Here is a 21634-nt window from a genome sequence, read left to right on the forward strand (position 1 = left end):
CACGATGTTCACGACCAGACTGAAGCAAGAGTTAAAAGCATTGCGCGAAGAACTGTCGCTTTTCGAGCAGGTGCGCGACAGCCTCGACAAAGAAATGATCGCCGCCTCCCTCGACCCGCAGGGGCGCTTTCTCTCGGTCAATGCCAATTTCGAGAAAGAGATGCTCTACCGCGCCGATCAGATCCTCGGCCGCCCTCTGCTGGAGCTGATACCGAATCACCTGCGTAACCAGGACTTCTTTCACCGGGTTCGTCATGCCCTCGAACGCGGCGAACACTTGGCCGGGGTGATCCGCCTCAAACGGGGTAATGGCGAGGAGGCCTGGCTGCGCTCGATCCTACAGCCGATACGCAACAGCCAGAACCAACTGCAGTCCTTCTCGATCTATGCCAGCGACCTGACGCGCACCATCGAGACTTCACGCGAACATGAAAACCTGGTCAAGGCGCTGCAACGCTCCACCGCCGTGATTGAGTTCAATCTCGACGGTGAGATCGACACAGCCAACCAGCCCTTTCTCGACGCCATGGGTTATAACCTCGCGCAGATAAAGGGTAAGCATCACCGCATCTTCTGTGACCCTGCGATGGTCAACTCGCCGGAGTACCAACGCTTCTGGGAACAACTGCGCCGCGGAGAATTCGTTACCGGACGCTTCAAGCGAGTCGATGCCCACGGCCGGGAAGTCTGGCTGGAGGCGTCCTATAACCCAGTCACTGACGCTCAAGGCAACCTCTACAAGGTGGTGAAGTTCGCCACCGTGATCACCGACCAGGTCAACCGAGAAAGCGCCGTGGCCGAAGCCGCTGGCATCGCCTTCGAGACCTCGAAAGGCACGGACGATAGCGCCAAGAACGGCGCGACTGTAGTGCAGCAGATGCTCGATGCCATGCGTGAACTGTCCGCGCGCATGCAGGAAGCGGCACAGGGCATCGAGGCGCTGGACAAGCAGTCGCAGATCATCGGCTCCATCGTCAAGAACATCAGCAGCATCGCCGACCAGACCAACCTGCTGGCCCTCAATGCCGCCATCGAGGCGGCGCGCGCCGGCGAGCAGGGCCGTGGTTTCGCCGTGGTGGCCGATGAGGTTCGCCAACTGGCTTCGCGTACCAGTGCAGCGACGGAAGAAATCGCCCAGGTGGTCGGACAGAACCAGCAGTTGGCAGAACGCGCGGTCGAGCTGATCGACCGCGGCAAGACCCAGGCGGAGCGCGGCTTGGAGCTTTCCGCTCAGGCCGGACAAGTGATCGCCGAAATTCAGGATGGTGCCAAGCACGTGGTCAATGCGGTGGAGCGCTTTGCGACGCAGTTGTAATACCGCCGGAGCGCAGCATTGCAGCAGTAACGACTGCCGTCAGTCGTACAACCGCACCCTGAAGCAGGCACCGCCCCATTCGGAATCTTCCAGGCTCAATTCACCGTCGTAGCTTTCGACGATGTCTTCCACCACCGCCAGGCCGATGCCCTGCCCCGGATTCTGTGCATCCAGACGCTCGCCGCGCTGTAGCACCCGCTCACGCTGCTGCTGCGGTACACCGGGGCCGTCGTCCTCGATGGTGATCAGGCAACCGCCAGCCAGGGGTTGCAGCCTGACGCGTACGCGATGCAGGCAGAGGCGGTAAGCGTTCTCCAGCAGGTTGCCGAGCAGCTCCATCAGCGCGCCACGTTCCATGGTGATCTGACTGTGCTCGGGAACTTCCAGCGTCGCTTCGACGCGCTTGTCGCGGTAGACCTTGTCCAGCGAGCGGCACAAGCCGTCGAGCACCGGCCAGACCTGCTCGCGATGACGTACCAGGCCACTGCGGCGCAGGCTGGCGCGCTGCAATTGATAGCCAACCTGCTGACTCATGCGTTCGATTTGCGCCTGCATCAGTTGCGCCTGCTCGCGATTCTCGTGCTGAGCGGCGAGGGTTTCACCTATGCCTTGCAACACGCTGAGTGGTGTTTTCAGGCTGTGGGCAAGGTCTTCCAGTGAGTCGCGATAACGCTCGCGCTGACGCCGTTCGCTGTCGAGCAGGCGGTTAAGGGAGTTGGTCAGGCGCAGCAGTTCGCGTGGGTGTTCGTCACTCAGGCGCTGGCGGGTACCGGCCTCCACACCATCGAGCTCGTCGCTGAGACCGCGCAGACTGCGAAAGCCCCAGGTCAGGCCAAACCAGAGCAGACCCAGCAATACCAGTAGGGCGATGCCCAGCCAAAGTCGCAGCTGCCAGGCAAAGCCGTTGAACAGCCCCTGGTATTCGCGCGTCGGCTGCATGGTCACGATGCTCAGCGCGGTCTGGTCACCACGCAGCAAATCCACTTCCACGTCGTATACGAAATATTCCTGGCCGCTGTCGTCGCGAATGCGGATGAACTCGTGACCGCGACCATCGTAGCGTGGCAGGTAGCGCACCAACTCGTCGATGGAGGAACGTGAGCGCCAGATCATCTGGCCTTCACGGTCGAAGATGAAGCCCAGCAGGTGCGAATCGAGGTTGTCGAATTCCTCGTCGGGCATCTTGTCCGGCATGTGCAACTGGCCATCATGGATGCGCGCAGCAGATATCAGCGCAGCCGCATCGGAGGCCAGACGTTTCTCCACGGTCTGCTCCAGGGCCATGAGAAATACGCCCTGCAGTACGGGCATCAGCAACAGCATGAACAGCATCGCCAGTGCGGCACTTGCCAGCATCAGGCGCAGCCGCAGCGAACCGAAACGCATGCGCAGCTTGCGCAGAACGGCGCGCGTTCGACTCACTTGCAGCGCTCGTTGAACATGTAGCCCTGGCCGCGCACGGTTTCTATCGGTTTGCCGCCCAGCACCGCCTCCAGCTTGCGCCGCAAGCGGCCAACCAGCACCTCTATGACATTGGGGTCACGCTCGTCATCGCCCGGATAGAGCTGCTCCATCAGGCGTTCCTTGGCCACCACCTGCTGGTGATGCAGCATGAGGTACTCGAGGATGCGGTACTCGTAGGCCGTCAGTTGCAGCGACTGTTCATCCACTGTGGCCTGCTTGCGGTTGAGGTCCAGCACCAGCGAACCTGCCTCGATGGTTGACTTGGTGAACCCAGAGGAGCGTCGCAGCAGCGCGTTCAAGCGTGCTTCCAGCTCTTCGAACTGGAACGGCTTGACCACATAGTCGTCGGCGCCGCAGGACAGGCCTTCGACCTTGTCCTGCCAGTTGCCGCGCGCGGTGAGGATCAGGATTGGAAAGTTCTTGTCCTGGCTGCGCAGCTCACGGATCAGGTCGATACCGCTCATACCGGGCAGACCGAGGTCGACCAGGGCCAGGTCATGATTGAAGGACTCAGCTCGGTACAGTGCTTCTTCGGCGGTGCGCACGGCATCCACCACATGCCCGTTTTCACTGAGGCGAGTGAACAGATGGTGACGCAGCAACGCCTCATCCTCCACCACCAGCAATTTCATGAGACTCCCCCTTTTTCAGTTGTACGAAGGCCGGGCAAATCAGTCGGTGTGAAAACTACTGCGCTCGGCCATGCTGCGTTAAAACCCGGCTCAGAATGCTCATTTACAAGTCGTAAACTGCGCTTCTTCGCCGGCTTTATTCGCTGGTGCTCACCCTTCGGGCCAACCTTCGGTTGTTACTCCCGCTGGTCGTTGCGCCTTGCCTGACCTTCGCTCGCTGGTTTTCACTCGGACTGATGCCCGGCCTGATAACGCTAAGCCGCCATTAGAAGGCGAAGTTGGCGCCGAGGTAGAGCTGCGAACTGCTATGCAGATCCAGCGAACCAGCCTTGCCTTCGCCATGCGGTGCCATTTCTGTGCTGGCGTTGGTACGCATGTAACGATAGCCGGCTTCGATCGATGTATTGCTGTTCAGTTCCTGCAGGATACCGGCCTGCAAACCTGCAGCAAATCCGATGTCGCTGTCACGGGAGAAGCCGCGGCTCTCTTGCTCGAGTTTGACCAGGCCGGCGGTTACACCACCGAACAGCTTGGTGTTGTTGCTACCCAGCGGGACGAACATGTCGTAGCTGCCGAGCAGATTCTGCTGACGCAGTTTGTAGCCATTGTGACTGTCGGAAACATTCTCGTAAGTTGCGTAGTAGCGAGCATCGGCGGTCTTCTGGCCGGCACGGATACCCCAGGTACCCTCGCCATCGATCACTTTGTCCAACTTGGGATTGCCGAGGTTGGCATTCAGCGCGTTGGATTTCTGGATGTTGTTGTCAGTCTGACCCCAGGTCAGGCCGACGAAATTGTCGTTGGCCTGGGCAGCGGTTGCGCCCAGGGCCAGGCAGGTAGCGAATGCGATACGGTTCAGGGTGATTTTCATTGAATCGTTCCTCTCGTTGCAGTTTTGATCAACTCGGCAACAAGTCTGCGGGAAGACTACTGAATCCCTCCTGAACCCTCCTTGAACCTGCACTGAACGAGCGGCAGACAGCCTAGATACGCCGTACCAGAGCGCTGGCGAGGATAAATAACGTGGCCAGAACGCCGAGTAACGCCAGCCAGCCGGCGTGCTCCCAGACATAACCACCAACGTAGCCCACCAGGCTGGAACCAAGGTAATAGGCACACAGGTATAGCGCCGAGGCCTGCGCCTTGGCCCCCTGCGCATGGATACCGACCTGCCCGCTGGCAACCGCATGAGCCGCGAAGAAACCCAGGGTGAACAGCGCCAGCCCCACCACCGCAGCGCTCAGCCAGGGCGCAGCGCACAGGACTACCCCCAGCAGCATCAGACCGATGCCGCCATGCAACACCTGGCGAGCGCCGAAGCGTGGCACCAGGCGCCCTGCCCAACCGGCACTGAAGATGCCCAGCAGATAGACGGTGAACAGCAGACCGATCACCGTCGCCGACAGATTGAATGGCGCACCGGCCAGGCGAAAGCCGACGTAGTTGAACAGCGCGACGAAGCCGCCCATGAGCAGGAATGCCAGGGCGAACAGCACGCGCAGACGCGGGTTGCTCAGGTGCAGGGCGAAGTTGCGCAGCAGCCCACGCAAGGACAGCGGCTGAGCCGTGAAATGCCGCGAGGGCGGCAACAGCCAGAGAAACAGGCCCAATGCCAGCAGCCCGAGCCCGGCAATTCCACCAAGGGCCCAGGGCCAACCACCCAGATCACTGAGCAACCCCGCCAACAAACGCCCGAGCAGCCCACCCAGCGCCGTACCACCGATATACAGCCCCATAGCCGCCGGCAGCGCTTCGGGGTCGAACTCCTCACCGACATAGGCCATGGCCAACGCGGGCAAACCGCTCAGCGCCAGCCCCAGCAGAGCGCGCAGAATCAGCAGGCTGCCCCACTCCTCCACCAGTGCGCAGGCGACCCCCAGAACCGCTGCCAACCCCAGCGCCGCAGCCATCACCGGCTTGCGCCCCCAGCTCTCGGCCAGCGCACCGGATACCAGCAGGCACAACGCCAGGCTCAGCGTGGTCAGCGACAGCGCCAAGCTGCTGCTGGCCGCAGAAACGCGAAAGTGCGCCGCCAGCAGAGGTAGCAGCGGCTGCACGCAGTAGAGCATGGCGAAGGTGGCGAAACCGGCGCAGAACAGCGCCAGGGTGGCGCGCCGATAACCGGCGCTGCCACGGGTAAGGTGGGTAGCGGACATCAGGCAGACTCATGAAGCACGGCGCAGGTTCGGCCGGAGCAAAAGCTTAGCATGCTACCTATCACCACGACTGCCCATCGCAGCGGTTTTTCTCGGCGTCACTACTCCCGCAACTGCTTCAGACGCGCCTGCAATCCTGCCGACGTCTGCTCGCCTACCAGGCGCTCACGTAGCCTGCCATCGGCGTCGACAATGTAGGTCACCGGCAGTACGTCATTGCGCGGCAGCTCGAAGCGCGCCGCCGGGTCCTGCGCCAGCACGGTGAAACGAATGTCGAAACTGTCCGCGGCACGCTTGAGGTCATCGCCCTGCAGGGCATCGAAGTTGACGCCGATTACCCGCGCCGACTGGGTTTTCAGCTGTTCTTCCAGGGCGTTGAGTTCGGGAATTTCCGTGCGGCACGGCGCACACCACTCAGCCCAATAATTAATGACTAGCCACTGGCCATCCAGGCTCTCAGCCGTTACCTTTCGTCCATGCTGATCAAGGCCGTAATCTTCGGCACAAGCCGTCAGCAGCAGACCGGCGCAGATACCCATAACAGCCTTGCCGAAACTCCGGAGCCCTAAGCCCATGTACTCGATCCTCGTCCACCCGGGGTTGATATGACGCTGGATGCCCTGCGCCTGGAAGTACCGGACATCCGCGAGGACAACAGCGTATCGCCGGCGGAAATCGCTCAACGACTCGCGGCAGCTCGCCACCTGGAGCCGGAAAACGGCCTGCAACAAGTGCTGGGCCTGTTGTTTTCGCTCAATCGCAGCGCTCTGACCTTACTGGAAAGGCAGCGTGCGCTGCAAAACTTCAGTGATGAGTACCGCCATTACGCCAGCCTTGCCAATCGCCAGCATCCGCCAAGCACGCTGTTCGTGCGTTTCTGCGGCGAGTTGGCGATCGGCTTCAAACGCCTGCTGCTGCAAATCCTGCAGGGTCGCCAGCCGTCGATGCCACACCTGGCCTGGTGCCTGTACATGGCCCAGCATTTCCTGGCCCAGCAGTTGCTGCGCCACTACCAGCTGTACCAGGAGCCACCTGCAGCGCTCTGGCGCGACAGCCACTTGCTGTACTGGATCGGCGAGCATCAGCAGTGTCTGGACGAACCAGTGGCGGCGGCCTTCGAGCCGAAACCGGCCAGTACCCTGCGCGGCCTTTACCAGCAGATGCTGCTCTTGGCCCTGAGCAATCCCTTCCATCTCGACGAAGGCGAATGCCTGACCCTGTTCAGCGCGCTGGCACCTCTGGCGGCGCTGGCCAGATTGCAAGCCTGGGACGAAGAAGACGACGCCGAAGGCCCGATAGTCGATCTTAGCGAATCACAGGCCTGCCTGAGTTTCGAACAGCGTATCGAAGGCAAAGCCGCCAACCTGCGCCGCTTCGAACTGGGCGCGCTGCTGATCGCCCTGCATGAACCGGCGCCACTGCAAAGCATGCAGGAACGCCAGTTGCTCGAACGGGTACGCCAGCACTGGCTGGGGCGCCAGCAACGTCGCCATGAACGCGCCGAACTGGACGGGCAGTGCAGTCTGGTGGTGGGCCTGCCGGCCATTCATGCGCAATTGCTGGACAAGCTGCCGCAACGCACCGAGGCGCAGATTCTCGATGCCAGCCCAGGTGGCGCGCGCCTGCTGTGCAACGCCAACGAGGGCGGACAACTGCAGGTCGGGCAACTGGTTCTACTGCTTACCAATGGCACACCGACTCTGGCATTGGTGCGCTGGCGTCATCTCAATAACGAAGGCTTGCACCTCGGACTGCGCTATCTCAAAGGCCTGCCTCGGCCTGTCTGGCTGCGCCGCGCCCCCAATGCACAGACTCATCCAGGCGTGCTGCAGAGTACCCCGGCACCGGGCAACGGTTGGCACCACGGACTGTGGCTGCCCAACGGCCAGTTCAGCTCCGGCGAGCACCTCTGGCTGCAACTGGCCAGCGTGCATAACCAAGCGATCCTGCCGCTGCCCGACAGCAACCTGCAGACCTCATCGGTTACCCGTCACCCGCTGCGCCTGGCCTGATATGCGAAACTGCGACTCCAGTCACGCGGCCTGTCCGCCGAGTGCACAGTTTCGCCAGCAGGTGGCTGCTTATAATTCCTGGCACTCAAGTCTCACCCAGCCTGGAATTTCACCATGTCCCAAGCGCAAGACAAGCTGATTGGCTCCGTGCCCTCGCGCATCGTCGACGTCGCTCACCTGCTGGTCACGCCCTACGAGGGGCGCGTAGCCGAATACAACGTCGCCACCTGGCTGCAACTGCCGGGGCTGGCCAATCTGCCGGTGTCGCTGCTGGTGAGTTACCGCGACGGGGACAAGCGTCGCGAGGTGAATGTCGACCACGGCAAGGTCAATGCCCATGGCAAGATCCTGCTCTCCGGAATCGCTCGCATGCCAGTACGACTGAAGATCGAAGACATGCAGGTGCGCCTGCGCTCGGCGGTGCCGGCGCAGAGCCTGGTAGTCGAGGAGTTCTTCGTTCAGGCCGTCGAATTGGCCAACAGCGAGAGCCGCCAGGCCATGGCCTGAACCACAAATGCAACATCGAACCCCGCGCATCGACGCGGGGTTTTGCTTTCAGCCGGAGGAAACTCCAGGGCTGGGCGCGGCCTGCGGACTTGAATCGTCAGCGTCTGGCTGCAGGTTTTCGGCAGCCACGTGCTCGAGCAGCGACTCCGGCCAGCGTGCGAAGTGCAGCCCGGTGATTCGATTGAGCCGCGTCAGCGCTTCCTGCGGATCGCGTCGATGAAGGTGGATTACCCTGTTTTTTACCGTCATTACTGCCTGCGTCCTCAGCGATCCCTGCCCTGCTGGCAGTTCGATAGCAACTGACCTTGCAGTTGCTAGAAGTGTGCCAGGCCTTCTGTAACGTATTCATTGACGCCTGCCCCTGCGCCCAGATCACAGCAGGCCTAGGCAACGCCTGAAACTGACGTTTTTTGTCACCCCTTTTCGGCGCCTTCTCTCATTTACTGTCGCCCACAATGTCGCGCAAGTTTGCTCAGCCCTTTCCCGGTAACCAGTCCGCCAGACTGACTCCGAACTGCTCCTCGCGCTCCGCTTGCAGGCGCTCCAGTCCCTCGCGCAATGCCGGATACCAGGGTTCGTCGAGCTGAGCGGGCAGTTGCGACAGAGTCGGCAACGGCCACGGGCTGCACTCGAGCAACTGATGCAGGGAAAAATTGTGCAGATCACGGCACAGCACCCAGCCGCCGCCGCTGGCCTTGCAAGCCAGGTGCTCACGCTCGAGAAAGTCCATCACCTGGCTCCACTCGTCTTCCGGCAAACGCCAGCCAGCGCGCTGCATATCGCCGTAGTGCAGGGCCTCGCCCTTCTGCTGGCGCTTGAGCAACAGGCGCAACACCACCAGCAGAACCAGTCCCTTGGGGATGGGTTCGCGACGCCAGTGCCGTGGTTGCGAGAGGCCGTACACCAGCTCGGCGCCCAGCAGCACGATCAACCAGGACAGATAGATCCACACCAGAAACAGCGGCACCGTGGCGAAGGCGCCGTAGATCAGGTGATAACCGGGAAACAGGCGCACGTAGAGGCCGAACAGCGCCTTGGCCACTTCGAACAGCACGGCGCTGAACAAGCCGCCCAGCACCGCATGGCGCAAGGGCACCCGAGTATTGGGGACCGCCGCATAGAGCAAGGTGAAGGCCGCAATGCTCGATAGCAACGGCGTGAAGGCAAGCAGCGTCTTGGCGCCGACCACTGCGTCCGGACCGGAAATCAGCGACAGCGAGGCGATATAGGTACTGACCGCAAAACCTGCACCCAGTAACAAAGGTCCGAGGCTGAGAATCGCCCAGTACAGCAGGAAACTGGACATGCCGCGACGCGGCTGGCGCACCCGCCAGATCACGTTGAAGGTCTTCTCGATGGTTACCAGCATGAGGAAGGCGGTGACGGCCAGCAGCCCGACGCCAAACCAGGTCAGCTGCCGCGCCTGGGTGGTGAACTCACGCAGATATTCCTGCACCGTCTCGCCAGTGGAAGGTACGAAGTTGTTGAAGATGAACCCCTGGATGTCCTCGCCCACGCCCTTGAATGCCGGAATGGCCGAAAGCATGGCGAAGGTCACGGTCATCATCGGCACCACGGCGAACAGGGTGGTATAGGTCAACGCCGCTGCGTTGCCGGCGCCACGGTTCTCCACGAAACGCTTATAGAGACTCAGCCAGAACCCCAGCCAGTCCTTAAAACGAACCTGCATGACCTCTCCTTAGCCCTCAAACCTAAACAGACAGACAATACGCCGCGTGAAAAGGTCGCAGCAAAGCGGCCCAGCGGTTTGCGTGCATCCGCGCATCAGGCGGTTAGAATAGCCGCCACTTCAAGCCGGATGCGAGCCACCATGACCGACCTGACCCTCTACCACAACCCGCGCTGCTCGAAATCCCGCGGTGCTCTGGAGCTGCTCGAAACCCGCGGCCTGCAACCGCAAGTAGTGCGCTATCTGGAAACGCCACCCAGCGCCAACGAACTCAAGAGCCTGCTCGGCAAGCTGGGTATCGCCGCCCGCGACCTGTTGCGTACAGGTGAAGACGAATACAAGACACTGGGCCTGGCCAACTCCAGCTTGAGCGAAGCTCAGCTGATCGAAGCGATGGTCAAACATCCCAAACTGATCGAGCGCCCGATCCTCATCGCTGGCGACAAGGCCGTGATCGGTCGCCCGCCGGAAAAAGTGCTGGAGCTACTGGCATGAGCGCGCCTTATATCCTCGTCCTCTACTACAGCCGCCATGGCGCCACCGCACAGATGGCCAAACAGATTGCCCGTGGCATCGAGATGGCCGGCCTGGAGGCACGCCTGCGCACGGTGCCGGCAGTATCCAGCGAATGTGAGGCCGTTGCGCCGAGCGTGCCGGAGGACGGCGCCATGTACGCCACCCTAGATGACCTGAAGAACTGCTCGGGTCTGGCCCTGGGCAGCCCAACCCGATTCGGCAACATGGCCGCTCCACTCAAGTACTTCATCGATGGCACCAGCAACCTGTGGCTGACCGGCGAACTGGTCGGCAAGCCGGCAGGCGTATTCACCTCCACCGCCAGCCTGCATGGCGGCCAGGAGACCACCCTGCTGTCGATGGTGCTGCCTCTGTTGCACCACGGCATGCTGGTCTGCGGCCTGCCCTATAGCGAATCGGCCCTGCTCGAAACCCGCGGCGGTGGTACGCCCTACGGCCCCAGCCACCATGCGGGTGGCGACGGTAAACGCGCGCTGGACGAACATGAAATCGCCCTGTGCCGTGCACTGGGTCAACGCCTGGCGCAAACTGCCAGCAAACTGGAGCGCTGAACGTGGCCCGAGCGAAGAAGCCTCTGCCCAGCCTTGAATGGCTGGAGCCGCGGGTCAAACTCAGTCGAGCACTGAGCCTGTTCAGTTTCATCGCCCTGCTGACCCTGCTGCTGGTGTGGAACCTGGCCTTCGCCGATCTGCATGGCGCACGGGTCGGGGTTGTATTGGCGATCCAGTTGCTGCCGCTTGCACTGCTCGCCCCGGGCATGTTGCTGGGCAACGCCCGCGCTCATGCCTGGACCTGTTTCGTGGTCAATATCTACTTCATCCAGGGCGTGTTAGCGGCCATCGACCCGGCGCGTGCACTGTTCGGCGCGTTGGAGGCGGTGATCAGCTTCGGCCTGTTCTGCACGGCGCTGCTGTATACGCGCTGGCGCTTTCAGTACGACCGCAAGCTGGCCGGAGAAGTCTGATGCGCCTGGTGTTGCTGCCTGGCCTCAACGGCAGCAGTGCCCTCTTCACGCCCCTGCTCGAGACCCTCGCAGGCACCGACTGCTGGCCACTGAGCCTGCCGGAACAAGGGCCGCAGGATTATCCAAGCCTGGCCGACGCACTATTCGAGCAGCTTGGTACGACACCTTTCGTGTTGCTGGGCGAATCGTTTTCCGGCCCTCTCGCCTACCAGTTGGCCCTGCGCCAGCCCACCGGGCTACAAGGCCTCATCTTCGCCGCCTCGTTCCTGAGCAGACCCAATCCTGCCCTGGCCTTGCTCGCGCATCTGCCCATGCCCCAGGCCCTGGCCACACAGCCCTGGCTGCTGCGCGCCTTGTGCCTGGGCAAAACGGCAGACGAGCACGTCCTGCAACAGGTGCAGAGGGAAATTCGCCAGCTGGATCAAAGGCTGCTGCACGCGCGAATGGCGACGCTGGCCAGCCTGCAAGCACCGACGCAACCCGTGGACCTACCCTGCCTGCACCTCTGGCCGCAGCAGGATCGCCTGGTCGCAGACGGCGCTGCAAAACGACTGGCCCAGACTTGCGGCGATATCCGCCAGATTCGCCTGGATGGTCCGCACTTCATCCTGCAGACACAGCCAAAGCTCTGTGCCAGAGCAATCGCTGAGTTCATGCAGGGAATAGTCGCGAGCTAGACCGTAGCCCGGATGAAATCCGGGATTGTGTGTCAGGATTCGCGGATTGCATCCGGGCTACGCTCTTGCTGGCAGCTTGAGGCCCCTGCCCCCTACCAACCCAGGGTTTCCTTAAGGAAGGGAATGGTCAGCTTGCGCTGGGCTTGTAGCGAGGCCTGATCAAGACGTTCCAGCAGCTCGAACAACGCGCTCATGCTGCGTTCGCCACGGGTGAGGATGAAACGGCCGACTTCGTCGCTCATTTGCAAACCGCGACGCGAGGCGCGCAATTGCAGGGCGCGCAGTTTGTCCTCATCGGACAGCTCGTGCAGCTGGAAAACCAGCGCCAGGGTCAGTCGTGATTTGAGGTCGGGCAACTGAATCGGCAACTCGCGCGGCGACATGGTGCCGGCCAGCAGCAGGCGTCGACCGCTGTCACGCAGACGATTGAACAGGTGGAACAAGCCTTCTTCCCAGTCGCTGCGCCCCGCCACCGCATCGAGATCATCGAGGCAGACCAGCTCGCACAGTTCAAGGTTGTCGAGCAGCTCCGGGCCGTGCTGCACCACTTCGCTGAGCGGCAGATAGACCACCGCTTCGCCACGCTGCTCGAAACGCAGGCAGGCAGCCTGCAGCAAGTGGCTGCGCCCTACGCCCTCAGCGCCCCACAGATAGATCAGGCTTTCCGTCCAGCCGGCATCGGCCTCGCACAGACGCTCGACATAGCCCAGGGCCGCGGCATTGGCGCCGGGGTAGTAGTTGGCGAAGGTGGCGTCGTCACGCAGACGCACCCCCAGAGGCAGCTGGATAGGTTTCATGCAGGGCTCGGCGGTTCGTCAGAACCGCTGTTGGACTCTCCGTAAAGACCGGAAAGTTTATACAAATCATGAGCATGGCGCAGCAGAACCATGATCACCGCGGCGACCGGCAAAGCCAGCAGCACGCCGGTGAAGCCAAACAGCTGGCCGCCAGCGAGGATGGCGAAGATCACCGCGACCGGATGCAGGCCGATGCGATCACCCACCAGCATGGGCGTGAGGACCATGCCTTCAAGCAATTGACCAATCATGAAAACCACGCCGATACCGATCAGCGGATAGGGTTCGAGACCGAACTGGAACAGCGCAGCAGCCAGCGCTGCACCGATACCGACGATAAAGCCCATGTAGGGCACGATGCTCGCCAGTCCCGCCAGCACACCGATCAGCAATCCCAGCTCCAAGCCCACCAGCATCAGGCCAGCGGAATAGATGACGCTCAATGCCAGCATCACCAGCAATTGGCCGCGCAGGAAGGCGCCCAGTACTTCATGACATTCGCCCGCCAGCTTGACCACCAGCCCCTCGCGCTGGCGCGGCAGCAGGCGGCGCACCCGCTCGACCAGCACATCCCAGTCGCGCATCAGGTAGAAGCTCACCACCGGAATCAGCAGCAGGTTGCCCAGCCAGGCCAGCAGCGCCAGGCCTGAAGACGTCGCCTGAGCCAGCACCGCCTTGAGCACGTCGGTGGTCTTGCCGATGTTGTCGGTAAAGACCTGCTTGAGCTGATCGACCTGCAGCAGATCACTCTGCAGGCCCAGGTGCGACTGCGACCAAGGCAAGGCAGTGCCCTGCAGCCAGTCGAGCATCTCCGGCGCCAGTTGATACAGACGCACCAGTTGCCTCCCCAGCATGGGCACCAATACCAGCAGCAGGATCAGCAACAGCAGCGAGAACAGCGTGAACACCACCACCACACCGCCGGTGCGCGACAGGCGATGCCGCTCGAGACGATCGACCAGCGGATCCCCCAGATAGGCCAGCAGGATGCCGATCAGGAACGGGGAAAGAATCGGGTGTAGCAGGTACAGCAGCCAGCCGAGCAGAAACAGCCCAGCCATCCATAGCCAACGGGTGGAATCGGTCATGCTCGCGTCCTCGATGCGAAACGGGCCCGAAAGGCGCCGTGTGTAACTGGGCTGTGGTCTACCCGGCGCCAATTCTACCAGCGAAAGCGCAACTGATCGGTGCGCGGTTTCACCTGCGGAGCCTCGGTTGCACCCGTTTCAGCAGCCTCTACCGGCGCTGCGGCGTCGAGCGGTTCGCTGACCTCCTGGAGCTGAGCCAATGCCAGCTGCGCGCGCAGTTGCTCCGGGCTGGCACTGACCTGATAGACCAGGCGCTGGCCGTCGATCTCCTGCAAACGCGCGGCGAAGGGTTCGAGCAAGCGCTCCAGCGCCGCGAAACGTCCCAGGTCAGCACCTTCGATCACCAGCGTCAGGCTCTGCGCCGCGCCAGGCTTGACGACGAAACGCGGCGCCAGGCGCTCGGCCACGGCCAACAGCACTGCATCGGCCAGCGCAGCCTGATCGGCGCCCTCAGCCTTGCCCTGTTCACGCTCGTCGCCTAGCCACAGGCGCCAGGTAGCCTGCCAGTTACCGCTACCCTCGGTCGCCTGTACGGCCAGCAAGGCATCGGCGCCATAGCGCTCGGAGGCCTCACGCAGTGCCTGCGGATCGTTGGCCAGCAGCGTATCGGCGCTGCCCAGCGCCTGCTCGCTCAGGTCCGCCAGCGGCAGACGCAGCGGCAGACCACGATGCTGAGCCGCATCGCGCAGCAGCGCCGATGCACTCTGGCTTTCGCCAACCAGCTGGCTGCCTTCCGGCGATTCGTTGAGCCACCAGGTGAGGATGGCCGGACGGTTGGCCCCCCACAGGGCAAGGCCAGCCTGGCGCAGTTGCTGATCGGTACTGGCCGGATCGAACTCGACCAACAACGCGTCGCCTTCATAACCGTACTGGCTGACGATCTGTTGCGGGTCCTTGCGCAGGCCTTCCAAGCCGGCGCTCTGCAGCGCCTTGGCATCACCGGTCAAACGCAGCACCAGGGTCTGCAAGGCCTTCTGCATGGCCGCGTCGCGGCTTTCCGGCTGTTGATCCGCCACGGGTTCACGCACCTGATAAAGACCGGTAACCGGCGCGGCCAGTGCTGGCAGGCTCAGGAGCGACAGACAGAAGAACAGCAGGCGGATGGGCAAACGCATTGGGGTTGACTCTCGCAGGGGATGGCCGCGCGACGGGCAGGCACAAAGGTCTATACCTTAAACAGCCGCTCAAGCCCCGGCAACCAGAGCCGCTGCCCGCGACGAAGCGCATGCACGCGAGTGGCCGCTGCCGGGCAAGCCTGATAAAATCGCGCGCCTTCGCCAGCCGGTACGCGCGCCGGGCTCCTTGGATGAGCCCGCGCCACGTCGGCGCCTACACGAACTCCCATCCAAAGGCCCGGATCTATGAGCAAGCAACCCTCCATCAGCTACAAGGACGCAGGCGTCGACATCGATGCCGGTGAAGCCCTGGTCGAACGCATCAAAGGCGTCGCCAAGCGCACTGCGCGTCCGGAAGTCATGGGTGGCCTGGGCGGCTTCGGCGCCCTGTGCGAGATCCCGGCCGGCTACAAGCAACCGGTGCTGGTGTCCGGCACCGACGGCGTCGGCACCAAGCTGCGCCTGGCACTGAACCTGAACAAGCACGACAGCATCGGCCAGGACCTGGTCGCCATGTGCGTCAACGACCTGGTGGTCTGCGGCGCCGAGCCGCTGTTCTTCCTCGACTACTACGCCACCGGCAAGCTCAACGTCGACGTCGCCGCCACCGTGGTCACCGGCATTGGCGCTGGCTGCGAACTGGCTGGCTGCTCCCTGGTCGGTGGTGAAACCGCCGAAATGCCGGGCATGTACGAAGGCGAAGACTACGACCTGGCCGGCTTCTGCGTTGGCGTGGTGGAAAAGAGCGAAATCATCGACGGGTCCAAGGTCGTCACTGGCGACGCGCTGATCGCCCTGCCCTCCTCCGGCCCGCACTCCAACGGCTACTCGCTGATCCGCAAGATCATCGAAGTCTCCGGCGCCGACATCGAACAGGTGCAACTGGATGGCAAGGCCCTGGCCGACCTGCTGATGGCACCGACCCGTATCTACGTCAAGCCACTGCTCAAGCTGATCAAGGACACCGGTGCGGTCAAGGCCATGGCCCACATCACCGGTGGCGGCCTGCTGGACAACATCCCGCGCGTGCTGCCGCAAGGCGCCCAGGCAGTGATCGACGTGGCCAGCTGGAATCGCCCAGCCGTGTTCGACTGGCTGCAGGAACAAGGCAACGTCGACGAGCACGAGATGCATCGCGTGCTGAACTGCGGCGTCGGCATGGTCATCTGCGTTGCCCAGGATCAGGTCGAAACCGCCCTGGCCAGCCTGCGCGCCAGCGGCGAGCAACCTTGGGTTATCGGCCAGATCACCGAAGCGGCAGAAGGTGCAGCCCAGGTTCAGCTGAATAACCTGAAAGCCCACTGATGCCCTGCAATGTCGTCGTCCTGATCTCCGGGTCAGGCAGCAATCTGCAAGCGCTGATCGACAGCGTCGCCCACGACGGCACTCCGGCCCGCATCGCCGCGGTTATCTGTAACCGCGCCGGTGCCTACGGCCTGGAGCGGGCGAAACAGGCCGGGATCGCCACCGAACTGCTTGATCACAAGCAGTTCGACGGCCGCGAAGCCTTCGATGCAGCCCTCATCCAGGCCATCGACGCCCACCAGCCCGACCTGGTGGTGCTGGCCGGTTTCATGCGCATTCTCACGCCAGGCTTCGTTCAGCACTATGCAGGCCGCCTGCTCAATATCCACCCGTCACTGCTACCCAAGCACAAAGGCCTGCACACTCATCAACGGGCTATCGAAGCCGGCGACAGCGAACACGGCTGCAGCGTGCACTTCGTCACCGAGGAACTCGATGGTGGCCCTCTGGTCGTACAAGCTGTGCTGCCAGTCATGGCAGATGACACGGCCGAAAGCCTGGCCCACCGCGTGCATCAGCAGGAGCACCAGATCTATCCTCTGGCTGTACGCTGGTTTGCCGAAGGCCGCTTGCGTCTTGGCGCTCAAGGCGCAATGCTGGATGGCCAGCCACTGCCCGCCAGCGGCCACCTGATTCGAACCTAGGAGACTCTATGCGTCGTGCCCTGCTGTTCGCCCTGACACTGTTCAGCCTGCCCGCCCTTGCCGAGGATCTGCAGCCCTTCTCCGCCAGCTACACCGCGGACTGGAAGCAGCTGCCGGTCAGTGGTAGCGCCGAGCGCAGCCTCAAGCGCGAAGACGACGGCCGCTGGACCCTCAACTTCGAAGCCTCGATGCTGGTCGCCGGCCTGACCGAAGAGAGCACCTTCCGCGTCGACAACGGTGCCCTGCTGCCGCTGACCTACCGCCTCAACCGTAGCGGCCTGGGCAAAGGCAAGAAGGTCGAGCAGGACTTCGACTGGGAACAGAAGCAGGTCATCGGCACCGACCGTGGCGACGCTGTACGCTTCCCGCTCAATCGCGGCCTGCTGGACAAGTCGACCTACCAGGTCGCCCTGCAACAGGACGTCGCCGCCGGCAAGAAAAGCGTGAGCTATCAGGTGGTCGACGGTGACGAAATCGAAACCTACGACTTCCGTGTGCTGGGCGAAGAAGTGGTGCGCACCAAGGCTGGCCTGATCGACGCGATCAAGGTCGAGCGCGTGCGTGACCCCACGCAAAGCACCCGCAAGACCGTACTGTGGTTCGCCAAGGACTGGGGCCATCTGCTGGTGCGCCTGCATCAGGTGGAGACCGATGGCAAGGAATACCAGATCATGCTCAAGGACGGCACCGTCGCCGGCAAGCCGGTCGAAGGTCGTCGCGACTGATTGGCAAGCGCACAAAAAACCGGGCCAATGCCCGGTTTTTTATTGCCTGCTCCGGGCGCTGATGACAACGCCCGGCTGGTATCTCAGTCCTGGCTTACCGCGCCGATCTTGTGGATCGACAGGTCGGCGCCGTTGTATTCCTCTTCCTGACTCAGGCGAATGCCCAGCGACGCCTTGAGCAGGCCATACACCGCAAAGCCACCGACCAGCGCGACCACCACGCCCAGCGCAGTGCCGATCACCTGGCTGGCCAGGCTGACGCCACCCAGACCACCGAATGCTTCGAGGCCGAAGATGCCGCAGGCAATGCCACCCCAGATGCCGCACAGGCCATGCAGCGGCCAGACGCCGAGCACGTCATCGATCTTCCACTTCACCTGAGTCGCGGTGAATGCCCAGACGAACAGGGCACCGGCAATCGCGCCAGTGACCAGGGCACCGATCGGATGCATCAGGTCCGAGCCGGCGCAGATCGCTACCAGGCCGGCGAGCGGACCGTTGTGCAGAAAGCCCGGGTCATTGCGCCCTACCAGCAGCGCGGCGACGGTACCACCGACCATGGCCATCAGCGAGTTGACCGCCACCAGGCCACTGACGCCCTCGAGCGTCTGCGCACTCATCACGTTGAAGCCGAACCAGCCGATGATCAGGATCCACGAGCCCAGCGCCAGAAATGGAATGTTCGACGGCGCCATGGCCACCAGCTTGCCGTCGCGATAGCGACCATTGCGGCGCCCCAACAACAGCACCGCGCCGAACGCCAACCAGCCGCCCATGGCATGCACCACCACCGAACCGGCAAAGTCATGAAAGCCCGCGCCGAAGCGAGTCTCGAGCCAGGCCTGGAAGCCGTAGTTGCCGTTCCAGATCATGCCTTCGAAGAAGGGATAGACGAACGCCACGATCAATGCAGTCGCGCATAGCTGCGGGCCGAACCTGGCGCGCTCGGCGATACCACCGGAGATGATTGCCGGAATCGCCGCGGCGAAGGTCAGCAGGAAGAAGAACTTCACCAGACCGTACCCGTGATTCTCCGTCAGCACCGCCGCCGGCTCGAAGAAGTTGATGCCGTAGGCGATCCAGTAGCCAATGAAGAAATACGCCAGGGCGGAAATGGCGAAATCCGAAAGAATCTTCGATAGCGCATTGACCTGGTTTTTCTGCCGCACCGTTCCCACTTCGAGGAAGGCAAACCCGGCGTGCATGGCCAGGACCATGATTGCACCCAGCAGGATGAACAGGGTATTGGAGCCGTGGATCAGCGTGGCCACGGCACTGTTGATGTTTTCCATCGAGAAAGAAAACTCCGGAGGCAAAAGAAAAAGCACCAAACGAAGGCACGAAACCGAAAACACGCACCACAATGCAGCCAGCGCATGCAGCTCGCCCTCGAAAAGTGCCGTTTGGCGGCCCCAAAATGGCGCCACCAAAGATCGATTGATCGATGCTTATTTCTTGTTAATCAAATGGTTATGCGCGAAATTGACCATCCTGAGCCACATCGAGAAAGCCCCATCACAGGGCATTTCGCGACCTTCGCGCACCAGCAAAATGCAATCGCTATACCAAACACCAGACCGGTCACTTCACGACTATTCTTGCGGAACCCTCACGCTGCAGAGCACTCGTAAACAGTACATACCCAACGCAGAGGACTGCTCACCATGCCACGCAAAGCCGCTACTCCAAGCACCAAGGACGCCCTGCTGGATGAATTCCAGGCTCTGGTCAGCGACACCGAGAAGCTCCTGCAACATTCCGCCAGCCTTGCTGGTGAACAGGCAGAAGCGCTGCGCGATGACATTCGCAGCAGCCTTGACCGTGCCCGTGACACCTTGCACAAAGCGGAGTCCAGCCTGCGCGAACAGGGCAAGATCGCCGTCGACGCCACTGAGGATTACGTGCACAAGCACCCGTGGCAGGCGCTCGGCCTGTCGGCCGCTATCGGCCTGGTGCTCGGCCTGCTGATCAGCCGCCGTTGACAGCGCCCATGTCCAACGGCCCCTCGCCACGGCGCCTGGGTGCAGCCCTACTGGGTCTGCTCCAGAGCCATGTGGCGCTGCTGGCCCATGAACTCGAAGACCAACGCGACCAGGCACTGCGTGCGCTGCTCCTTGGCGGTTTGTGCCTGGCCTTCGCCCTGCTCCTGCTGATAGGTCTGTCCGCTCTGCTGCTGATCGTCTACTGGGATACCCACCGCCTGGCAGTCGCTATCGGCCTGTGCCTGTTCTACGGCTTTGGCCTGCTCGGTTGCGGCGCCTGGCTGCTGAGCAGTCTGCGCAACGCCGAACCGCCGTTCAGCGCCAGCCTTGAAGAACTGCAACGTGACCGCGAGCAACTGCTGCCATGACGCCGACCCTGCCTCCTGGCGCCTCGCGCCGTGAACTTCGTAAAGCCGTGCTGCGCATGCGCCTGGAAATGCATCGCCAGGAACTGCGCCATGAAATCCTGCAGATCACCCATCCACTGCAGCAGGTACGCGAGTACGGGCAGCGGCTGCGCAAAGGCAACGCACCATTTTTGCTCACTGGCGGGGCGCTGGCTCTGGCCGGGCTGCTTGGCCGCAAACGCGGCTGGCGCCGCTGGCTGCGCCTGGCGTTGATCGTCATCCCGCTGCTGCGGCGCGCGCAACATGGTACGCGCGGGCGTTCACCTTTGGTCTAGACCTGGGCTGGCCGCGATCTTGCTAGGTTGAGCCACTCTGCCACCATCTGGCGGCTCAACCGCTGCGCGCTAAGGAAATCCCAGGTGATCGACGGACTGCCTTTTGCCGTCTTCCAACCCTTTATCGACACCGCCACCGGCCGGATCGCGGGCGTCGAGGCCTTGGCGCGACTACGCGATGCCGAGGGCCAGGTGCGCTCGGCCGGGCCGCTGTTCGCCGACCCGAAAACACCGCCAGCAGCCCTGCGCCGCCTCGACCGCCAGGTACGCGAGGACGCCCTGCACCGCTTCCATCAGGCTCCGGCGGACTGGTTCCTCAGCCTGAACATTTCACCACGCTGGATCAGCCGCCTGCGCCCGGCACAGCCACTGCCCAGCCTGATACAACTGCAGCGCAGCGGTATCGACCCTGCGCGCATCGTCTTCGAGATCACCGAGCTGGGCGGTGCCAGCCAGCGCTTACCCGATGTGGTGGCGCGCTACCGCGACGCCGGCGCGCGCATCGCTATCGACGATTTCGGCGCTGGCTATTCGCAGCTCGACCGTGTGCTGGCACTGCAACCAGACATCCTCAAGCTTGACATGCGCCTGTTCCAGGAAGCCGCTCGCGGCGGCCCTAGCGGTGAAGTGGTCAAGGCGCTGGCACAGATGGCCGAAAAGACCGGTTGCTGGATCATCGCCGAAGGGGTGGAAACCGAAGCCGAGCTGAACTTCGCCCTGGAGTGCGGCGCCCGTTACGTCCAGGGGTTCCTGTTCGCCAGGCCGGAGGAAGAATTGTTCGCCAGCGACGCCTTCGTCGGCCGTTTCGCGCGTCTACGTGACAGCTACGTACAGCAGAAGCTCGCCGAGCGCGCGCGCCTGGTCAGCCTGCGCCAGCAACTGGCCGAATTGATGTCCGAACTCCGCTTCTGGGCCGAAAGCGGCGCCCCGGCAACGAGCCTTAACGCGCCGGACAATTATCCCTGGCTGTTGCGCATCTATCAGTGCGACCGCCATGGCACCCAGCTCACACCCAACCTGCAGTGGCACCAGAACATCTGGCAGGCCGACGACCGCTACCTTGGGCATAACTGGTCATGGCGCCCCTACTTCTATCAACTGCTGGCCGAAGGCTGGGAAGAGCGCCGCCTGACGCTCTCCACCACCTACCGCGACGCCACCACCAACCAGTACTGCCTGACCGCCGGGCAGTTCATCGACAATGGTCGTCGCCTACTGCTGGTGGACATCGACGCCGCCGGTTTCTGAGTACGCAGCTAGGCTTAGCAACAGGCTATCGGACTTCTCTCGGCACAGTCGAACAAGGCGCGCCTCGAGCCAGACGCATCTCGGATACATCCGT

The 21634-nt window shown here is 62.6% G+C and carries 25 protein-coding genes; 14 read left to right on the forward strand and 11 right to left on the reverse strand.

The features are described from left to right. The first annotated feature begins 4 nt into the window (after window positions 1-4). Entirely contained in the window at window positions 5-1315 is a 1311-nt protein-coding gene (locus tag BM186_RS27005; RefSeq protein WP_074918080.1) for a methyl-accepting chemotaxis protein, read from the forward strand. A 39-nt stretch (window positions 1316-1354) separates the two neighbouring features. Here the strand turns inward: BM186_RS27005 and BM186_RS20870 are convergent, their stop codons facing one another. The 5 genes from BM186_RS20870 to BM186_RS20890 form a co-directional block, all read right to left on the reverse strand. Beyond that, window positions 1355-2701, reverse strand: a complete 1347-nt coding sequence (locus BM186_RS20870) for an ATP-binding protein (protein ID WP_162843950.1) — start codon at window positions 2699-2701, stop codon at window positions 1355-1357. A 32-nt stretch (window positions 2702-2733) separates the two neighbouring features. Next, window positions 2734-3411, reverse strand: coding sequence for a response regulator transcription factor (locus tag BM186_RS20875; RefSeq protein WP_017679011.1), 678 nt, complete (start codon window positions 3409-3411; stop codon window positions 2734-2736). A gap of 265 nt (window positions 3412-3676) precedes the next feature. Further along, window positions 3677-4282: an outer membrane beta-barrel protein gene (locus tag BM186_RS20880; protein WP_074918082.1), complete on the reverse strand. Its 606-nt coding sequence runs from the start codon at window positions 4280-4282 to the stop codon at window positions 3677-3679. Between the two features lie 112 nt (window positions 4283-4394). Further along, window positions 4395-5567 carry an MFS transporter gene (locus BM186_RS20885; protein WP_074918083.1) on the reverse strand — a complete coding sequence of 391 codons (1173 nt, stop codon included), beginning with the start codon at window positions 5565-5567 and terminating at the stop codon, window positions 4395-4397. 101 nt (window positions 5568-5668) lie between these two features. Next, window positions 5669-6142, reverse strand: a complete 474-nt coding sequence (locus BM186_RS20890) for a TlpA disulfide reductase family protein (protein ID WP_072425407.1) — start codon at window positions 6140-6142, stop codon at window positions 5669-5671. A 30-nt stretch (window positions 6143-6172) separates the two neighbouring features. Between BM186_RS20890 and BM186_RS20895 the strand changes: the two genes are divergently transcribed. Next, on the forward strand, window positions 6173-7579 hold the full coding sequence (locus tag BM186_RS20895; RefSeq protein WP_072425408.1) for a pilus assembly protein PilZ: 1407 nt from the start codon (window positions 6173-6175) through the stop codon (window positions 7577-7579). Between the two features lie 114 nt (window positions 7580-7693). Continuing rightward, window positions 7694-8086: a hypothetical protein gene (locus BM186_RS20900; RefSeq protein WP_072425409.1), complete on the forward strand. Its 393-nt coding sequence runs from the start codon at window positions 7694-7696 to the stop codon at window positions 8084-8086. A gap of 48 nt (window positions 8087-8134) precedes the next feature. Here the strand turns inward: BM186_RS20900 and BM186_RS20905 are convergent, their stop codons facing one another. Both BM186_RS20905 and BM186_RS20910 read right to left on the reverse strand, forming a co-directional pair. Continuing rightward, the gene (locus BM186_RS20905) at window positions 8135-8335 is read right to left on the reverse strand and encodes a hypothetical protein (RefSeq protein ID WP_074918085.1); all 201 of its coding nucleotides are present in this window, start codon (window positions 8333-8335) and stop codon (window positions 8135-8137) included. A gap of 223 nt (window positions 8336-8558) precedes the next feature. Next, window positions 8559-9776, reverse strand: coding sequence for a YihY family inner membrane protein (locus tag BM186_RS20910; protein WP_074918087.1), 1218 nt, complete (start codon window positions 9774-9776; stop codon window positions 8559-8561). Between the two features lie 141 nt (window positions 9777-9917). Here BM186_RS20910 and arsC point away from each other — a divergent pair, with 141 nt between their 5' ends. From arsC to BM186_RS20930, 4 genes are read left to right on the forward strand one after another with little or no spacing between them, the layout of a single operon-like run. Continuing rightward, a complete protein-coding gene (gene arsC / locus BM186_RS20915) occupies window positions 9918-10271 on the forward strand; it encodes an arsenate reductase (glutaredoxin) (protein ID WP_074918089.1) in 354 nt (117 codons plus the stop codon). Next, window positions 10268-10864, forward strand: coding sequence for an NAD(P)H:quinone oxidoreductase (wrbA, locus tag BM186_RS20920; RefSeq protein WP_074918091.1), 597 nt, complete (start codon window positions 10268-10270; stop codon window positions 10862-10864). The genes arsC and wrbA overlap by 4 nt, the downstream gene beginning before the upstream one ends. Before the next feature lie 2 nt (window positions 10865-10866). Continuing rightward, complete coding sequence (locus tag BM186_RS20925; protein WP_074918093.1) at window positions 10867-11277, forward strand: DUF2069 domain-containing protein; 411 nt, start codon at window positions 10867-10869, stop codon at window positions 11275-11277. Next, window positions 11277-11954 carry an alpha/beta fold hydrolase gene (locus BM186_RS20930; RefSeq protein WP_074918094.1) on the forward strand — a complete coding sequence of 226 codons (678 nt, stop codon included), beginning with the start codon at window positions 11277-11279 and terminating at the stop codon, window positions 11952-11954. Before BM186_RS20925 ends, BM186_RS20930 begins: the two co-directional genes overlap by 1 nt. Before the next feature lie 92 nt (window positions 11955-12046). Here the strand turns inward: BM186_RS20930 and hda are convergent, their stop codons facing one another. The 3 genes from hda to BM186_RS20945 all read right to left on the reverse strand — a co-directional run bounded on the left by hda (window position 12047) and on the right by BM186_RS20945 (window position 14954). Then, the gene (gene hda / locus BM186_RS20935) at window positions 12047-12751 is read right to left on the reverse strand and encodes a DnaA regulatory inactivator Hda (protein WP_017678995.1); all 705 of its coding nucleotides are present in this window, start codon (window positions 12749-12751) and stop codon (window positions 12047-12049) included. Then, window positions 12748-13839 (reverse strand): AI-2E family transporter, encoded by a 1092-nt coding sequence (locus BM186_RS20940; RefSeq protein WP_074918096.1) that lies wholly within the window; start codon window positions 13837-13839, stop codon window positions 12748-12750. The genes hda and BM186_RS20940 overlap by 4 nt, the downstream gene beginning before the upstream one ends. Window positions 13840-13913: 74 nt before the next feature. After that, window positions 13914-14954, reverse strand: coding sequence for a DUF2066 domain-containing protein (locus tag BM186_RS20945; RefSeq protein WP_074918098.1), 1041 nt, complete (start codon window positions 14952-14954; stop codon window positions 13914-13916). Window positions 14955-15200: 246 nt separating this feature from the next. Between BM186_RS20945 and purM the strand changes: the two genes are divergently transcribed. The 3 genes from purM to BM186_RS20960 are packed head-to-tail and all read left to right on the forward strand — an operon-like array spanning window position 15201 to window position 17628. Then, complete coding sequence (gene purM, locus BM186_RS20950) at window positions 15201-16259, forward strand: phosphoribosylformylglycinamidine cyclo-ligase (protein WP_072425417.1); 1059 nt, start codon at window positions 15201-15203, stop codon at window positions 16257-16259. Beyond that, complete coding sequence (gene purN, locus BM186_RS20955) at window positions 16259-16903, forward strand: phosphoribosylglycinamide formyltransferase (RefSeq protein ID WP_074918100.1); 645 nt, start codon at window positions 16259-16261, stop codon at window positions 16901-16903. The genes purM and purN overlap by 1 nt, the downstream gene beginning before the upstream one ends. 8 nt (window positions 16904-16911) lie before the next feature. Continuing rightward, on the forward strand, window positions 16912-17628 hold the full coding sequence (locus BM186_RS20960; RefSeq protein ID WP_017678990.1) for a DUF3108 domain-containing protein: 717 nt from the start codon (window positions 16912-16914) through the stop codon (window positions 17626-17628). 83 nt (window positions 17629-17711) lie between these two features. On the opposite strand, the gene BM186_RS20965 is transcribed toward BM186_RS20960, so the two are convergent. Continuing rightward, window positions 17712-18920 (reverse strand): ammonium transporter, encoded by a 1209-nt coding sequence (locus tag BM186_RS20965; RefSeq protein WP_074918101.1) that lies wholly within the window; start codon window positions 18918-18920, stop codon window positions 17712-17714. 372 nt (window positions 18921-19292) lie between these two features. Between BM186_RS20965 and BM186_RS20970 the strand changes: the two genes are divergently transcribed. The 4 genes from BM186_RS20970 to BM186_RS20985 all read left to right on the forward strand — a co-directional run bounded on the left by BM186_RS20970 (window position 19293) and on the right by BM186_RS20985 (window position 21540). Beyond that, window positions 19293-19610, forward strand: coding sequence for an ElaB/YgaM/YqjD family protein (locus BM186_RS20970; protein WP_074918103.1), 318 nt, complete (start codon window positions 19293-19295; stop codon window positions 19608-19610). Between the two features lie 8 nt (window positions 19611-19618). Beyond that, window positions 19619-19978 (forward strand): phage holin family protein, encoded by a 360-nt coding sequence (locus BM186_RS20975; protein ID WP_074918105.1) that lies wholly within the window; start codon window positions 19619-19621, stop codon window positions 19976-19978. Beyond that, the gene (locus tag BM186_RS20980; RefSeq protein ID WP_074918107.1) at window positions 19975-20292 is read left to right on the forward strand and encodes a hypothetical protein; all 318 of its coding nucleotides are present in this window, start codon (window positions 19975-19977) and stop codon (window positions 20290-20292) included. Before BM186_RS20975 ends, BM186_RS20980 begins: the two co-directional genes overlap by 4 nt. Window positions 20293-20376: 84 nt before the next feature. Then, window positions 20377-21540: an EAL domain-containing protein gene (locus BM186_RS20985; RefSeq protein WP_074918109.1), complete on the forward strand. Its 1164-nt coding sequence runs from the start codon at window positions 20377-20379 to the stop codon at window positions 21538-21540. Window positions 21541-21634: the final 94 nt, after the last annotated feature.

It is taken from the genome of Ectopseudomonas toyotomiensis, from assembly GCF_900115695.1.
GTDB classification, from domain to species: Bacteria; Pseudomonadota; Gammaproteobacteria; order Pseudomonadales; family Pseudomonadaceae; genus Aquipseudomonas; species Aquipseudomonas toyotomiensis.

Bases quoted from the DNA above. Each gene is read 5' to 3' on its own strand.
- BM186_RS27005 (WP_074918080.1), top strand. From the start codon at position 5: ATGTTCACGACCAGACTGAAGCAAGAGTTAAAAGCATTGCGCGAAGAA.
- BM186_RS20870 (WP_162843950.1), bottom strand. From the start codon at position 2,701: ATGCGTTTCGGTTCGCTGCGGCTGCGCCTGATGCTGGCAAGTGCCGCA.
- BM186_RS20875 (WP_017679011.1), bottom strand. From the start codon at position 3,411: ATGAAATTGCTGGTGGTGGAGGATGAGGCGTTGCTGCGTCACCATCTG.
- BM186_RS20880 (WP_074918082.1), bottom strand. From the start codon at position 4,282: ATGAAAATCACCCTGAACCGTATCGCATTCGCTACCTGCCTGGCCCTG.
- BM186_RS20885 (WP_074918083.1), bottom strand. From the start codon at position 5,567: ATGTCCGCTACCCACCTTACCCGTGGCAGCGCCGGTTATCGGCGCGCC.
- BM186_RS20890 (WP_072425407.1), bottom strand. From the start codon at position 6,142: ATGGGCTTAGGGCTCCGGAGTTTCGGCAAGGCTGTTATGGGTATCTGC.
- BM186_RS20895 (WP_072425408.1), top strand. From the start codon at position 6,173: ATGACGCTGGATGCCCTGCGCCTGGAAGTACCGGACATCCGCGAGGAC.
- BM186_RS20900 (WP_072425409.1), top strand. From the start codon at position 7,694: ATGTCCCAAGCGCAAGACAAGCTGATTGGCTCCGTGCCCTCGCGCATC.
- BM186_RS20905 (WP_074918085.1), bottom strand. From the start codon at position 8,335: ATGACGGTAAAAAACAGGGTAATCCACCTTCATCGACGCGATCCGCAG.
- BM186_RS20910 (WP_074918087.1), bottom strand. From the start codon at position 9,776: ATGCAGGTTCGTTTTAAGGACTGGCTGGGGTTCTGGCTGAGTCTCTAT.
- arsC (WP_074918089.1), top strand. From the start codon at position 9,918: ATGACCGACCTGACCCTCTACCACAACCCGCGCTGCTCGAAATCCCGC.
- wrbA (WP_074918091.1), top strand. From the start codon at position 10,268: ATGAGCGCGCCTTATATCCTCGTCCTCTACTACAGCCGCCATGGCGCC.
- BM186_RS20930 (WP_074918094.1), top strand. From the start codon at position 11,277: ATGCGCCTGGTGTTGCTGCCTGGCCTCAACGGCAGCAGTGCCCTCTTC.
- hda (WP_017678995.1), bottom strand. From the start codon at position 12,751: ATGAAACCTATCCAGCTGCCTCTGGGGGTGCGTCTGCGTGACGACGCC.
- BM186_RS20940 (WP_074918096.1), bottom strand. From the start codon at position 13,839: ATGACCGATTCCACCCGTTGGCTATGGATGGCTGGGCTGTTTCTGCTC.
- BM186_RS20945 (WP_074918098.1), bottom strand. From the start codon at position 14,954: ATGCGTTTGCCCATCCGCCTGCTGTTCTTCTGTCTGTCGCTCCTGAGC.
- purM (WP_072425417.1), top strand. From the start codon at position 15,201: ATGAGCAAGCAACCCTCCATCAGCTACAAGGACGCAGGCGTCGACATC.
- purN (WP_074918100.1), top strand. From the start codon at position 16,259: ATGCCCTGCAATGTCGTCGTCCTGATCTCCGGGTCAGGCAGCAATCTG.
- BM186_RS20960 (WP_017678990.1), top strand. From the start codon at position 16,912: ATGCGTCGTGCCCTGCTGTTCGCCCTGACACTGTTCAGCCTGCCCGCC.
- BM186_RS20965 (WP_074918101.1), bottom strand. From the start codon at position 18,920: ATGGAAAACATCAACAGTGCCGTGGCCACGCTGATCCACGGCTCCAAT.
- BM186_RS20970 (WP_074918103.1), top strand. From the start codon at position 19,293: ATGCCACGCAAAGCCGCTACTCCAAGCACCAAGGACGCCCTGCTGGAT.
- BM186_RS20975 (WP_074918105.1), top strand. From the start codon at position 19,619: ATGTCCAACGGCCCCTCGCCACGGCGCCTGGGTGCAGCCCTACTGGGT.
- BM186_RS20980 (WP_074918107.1), top strand. From the start codon at position 19,975: ATGACGCCGACCCTGCCTCCTGGCGCCTCGCGCCGTGAACTTCGTAAA.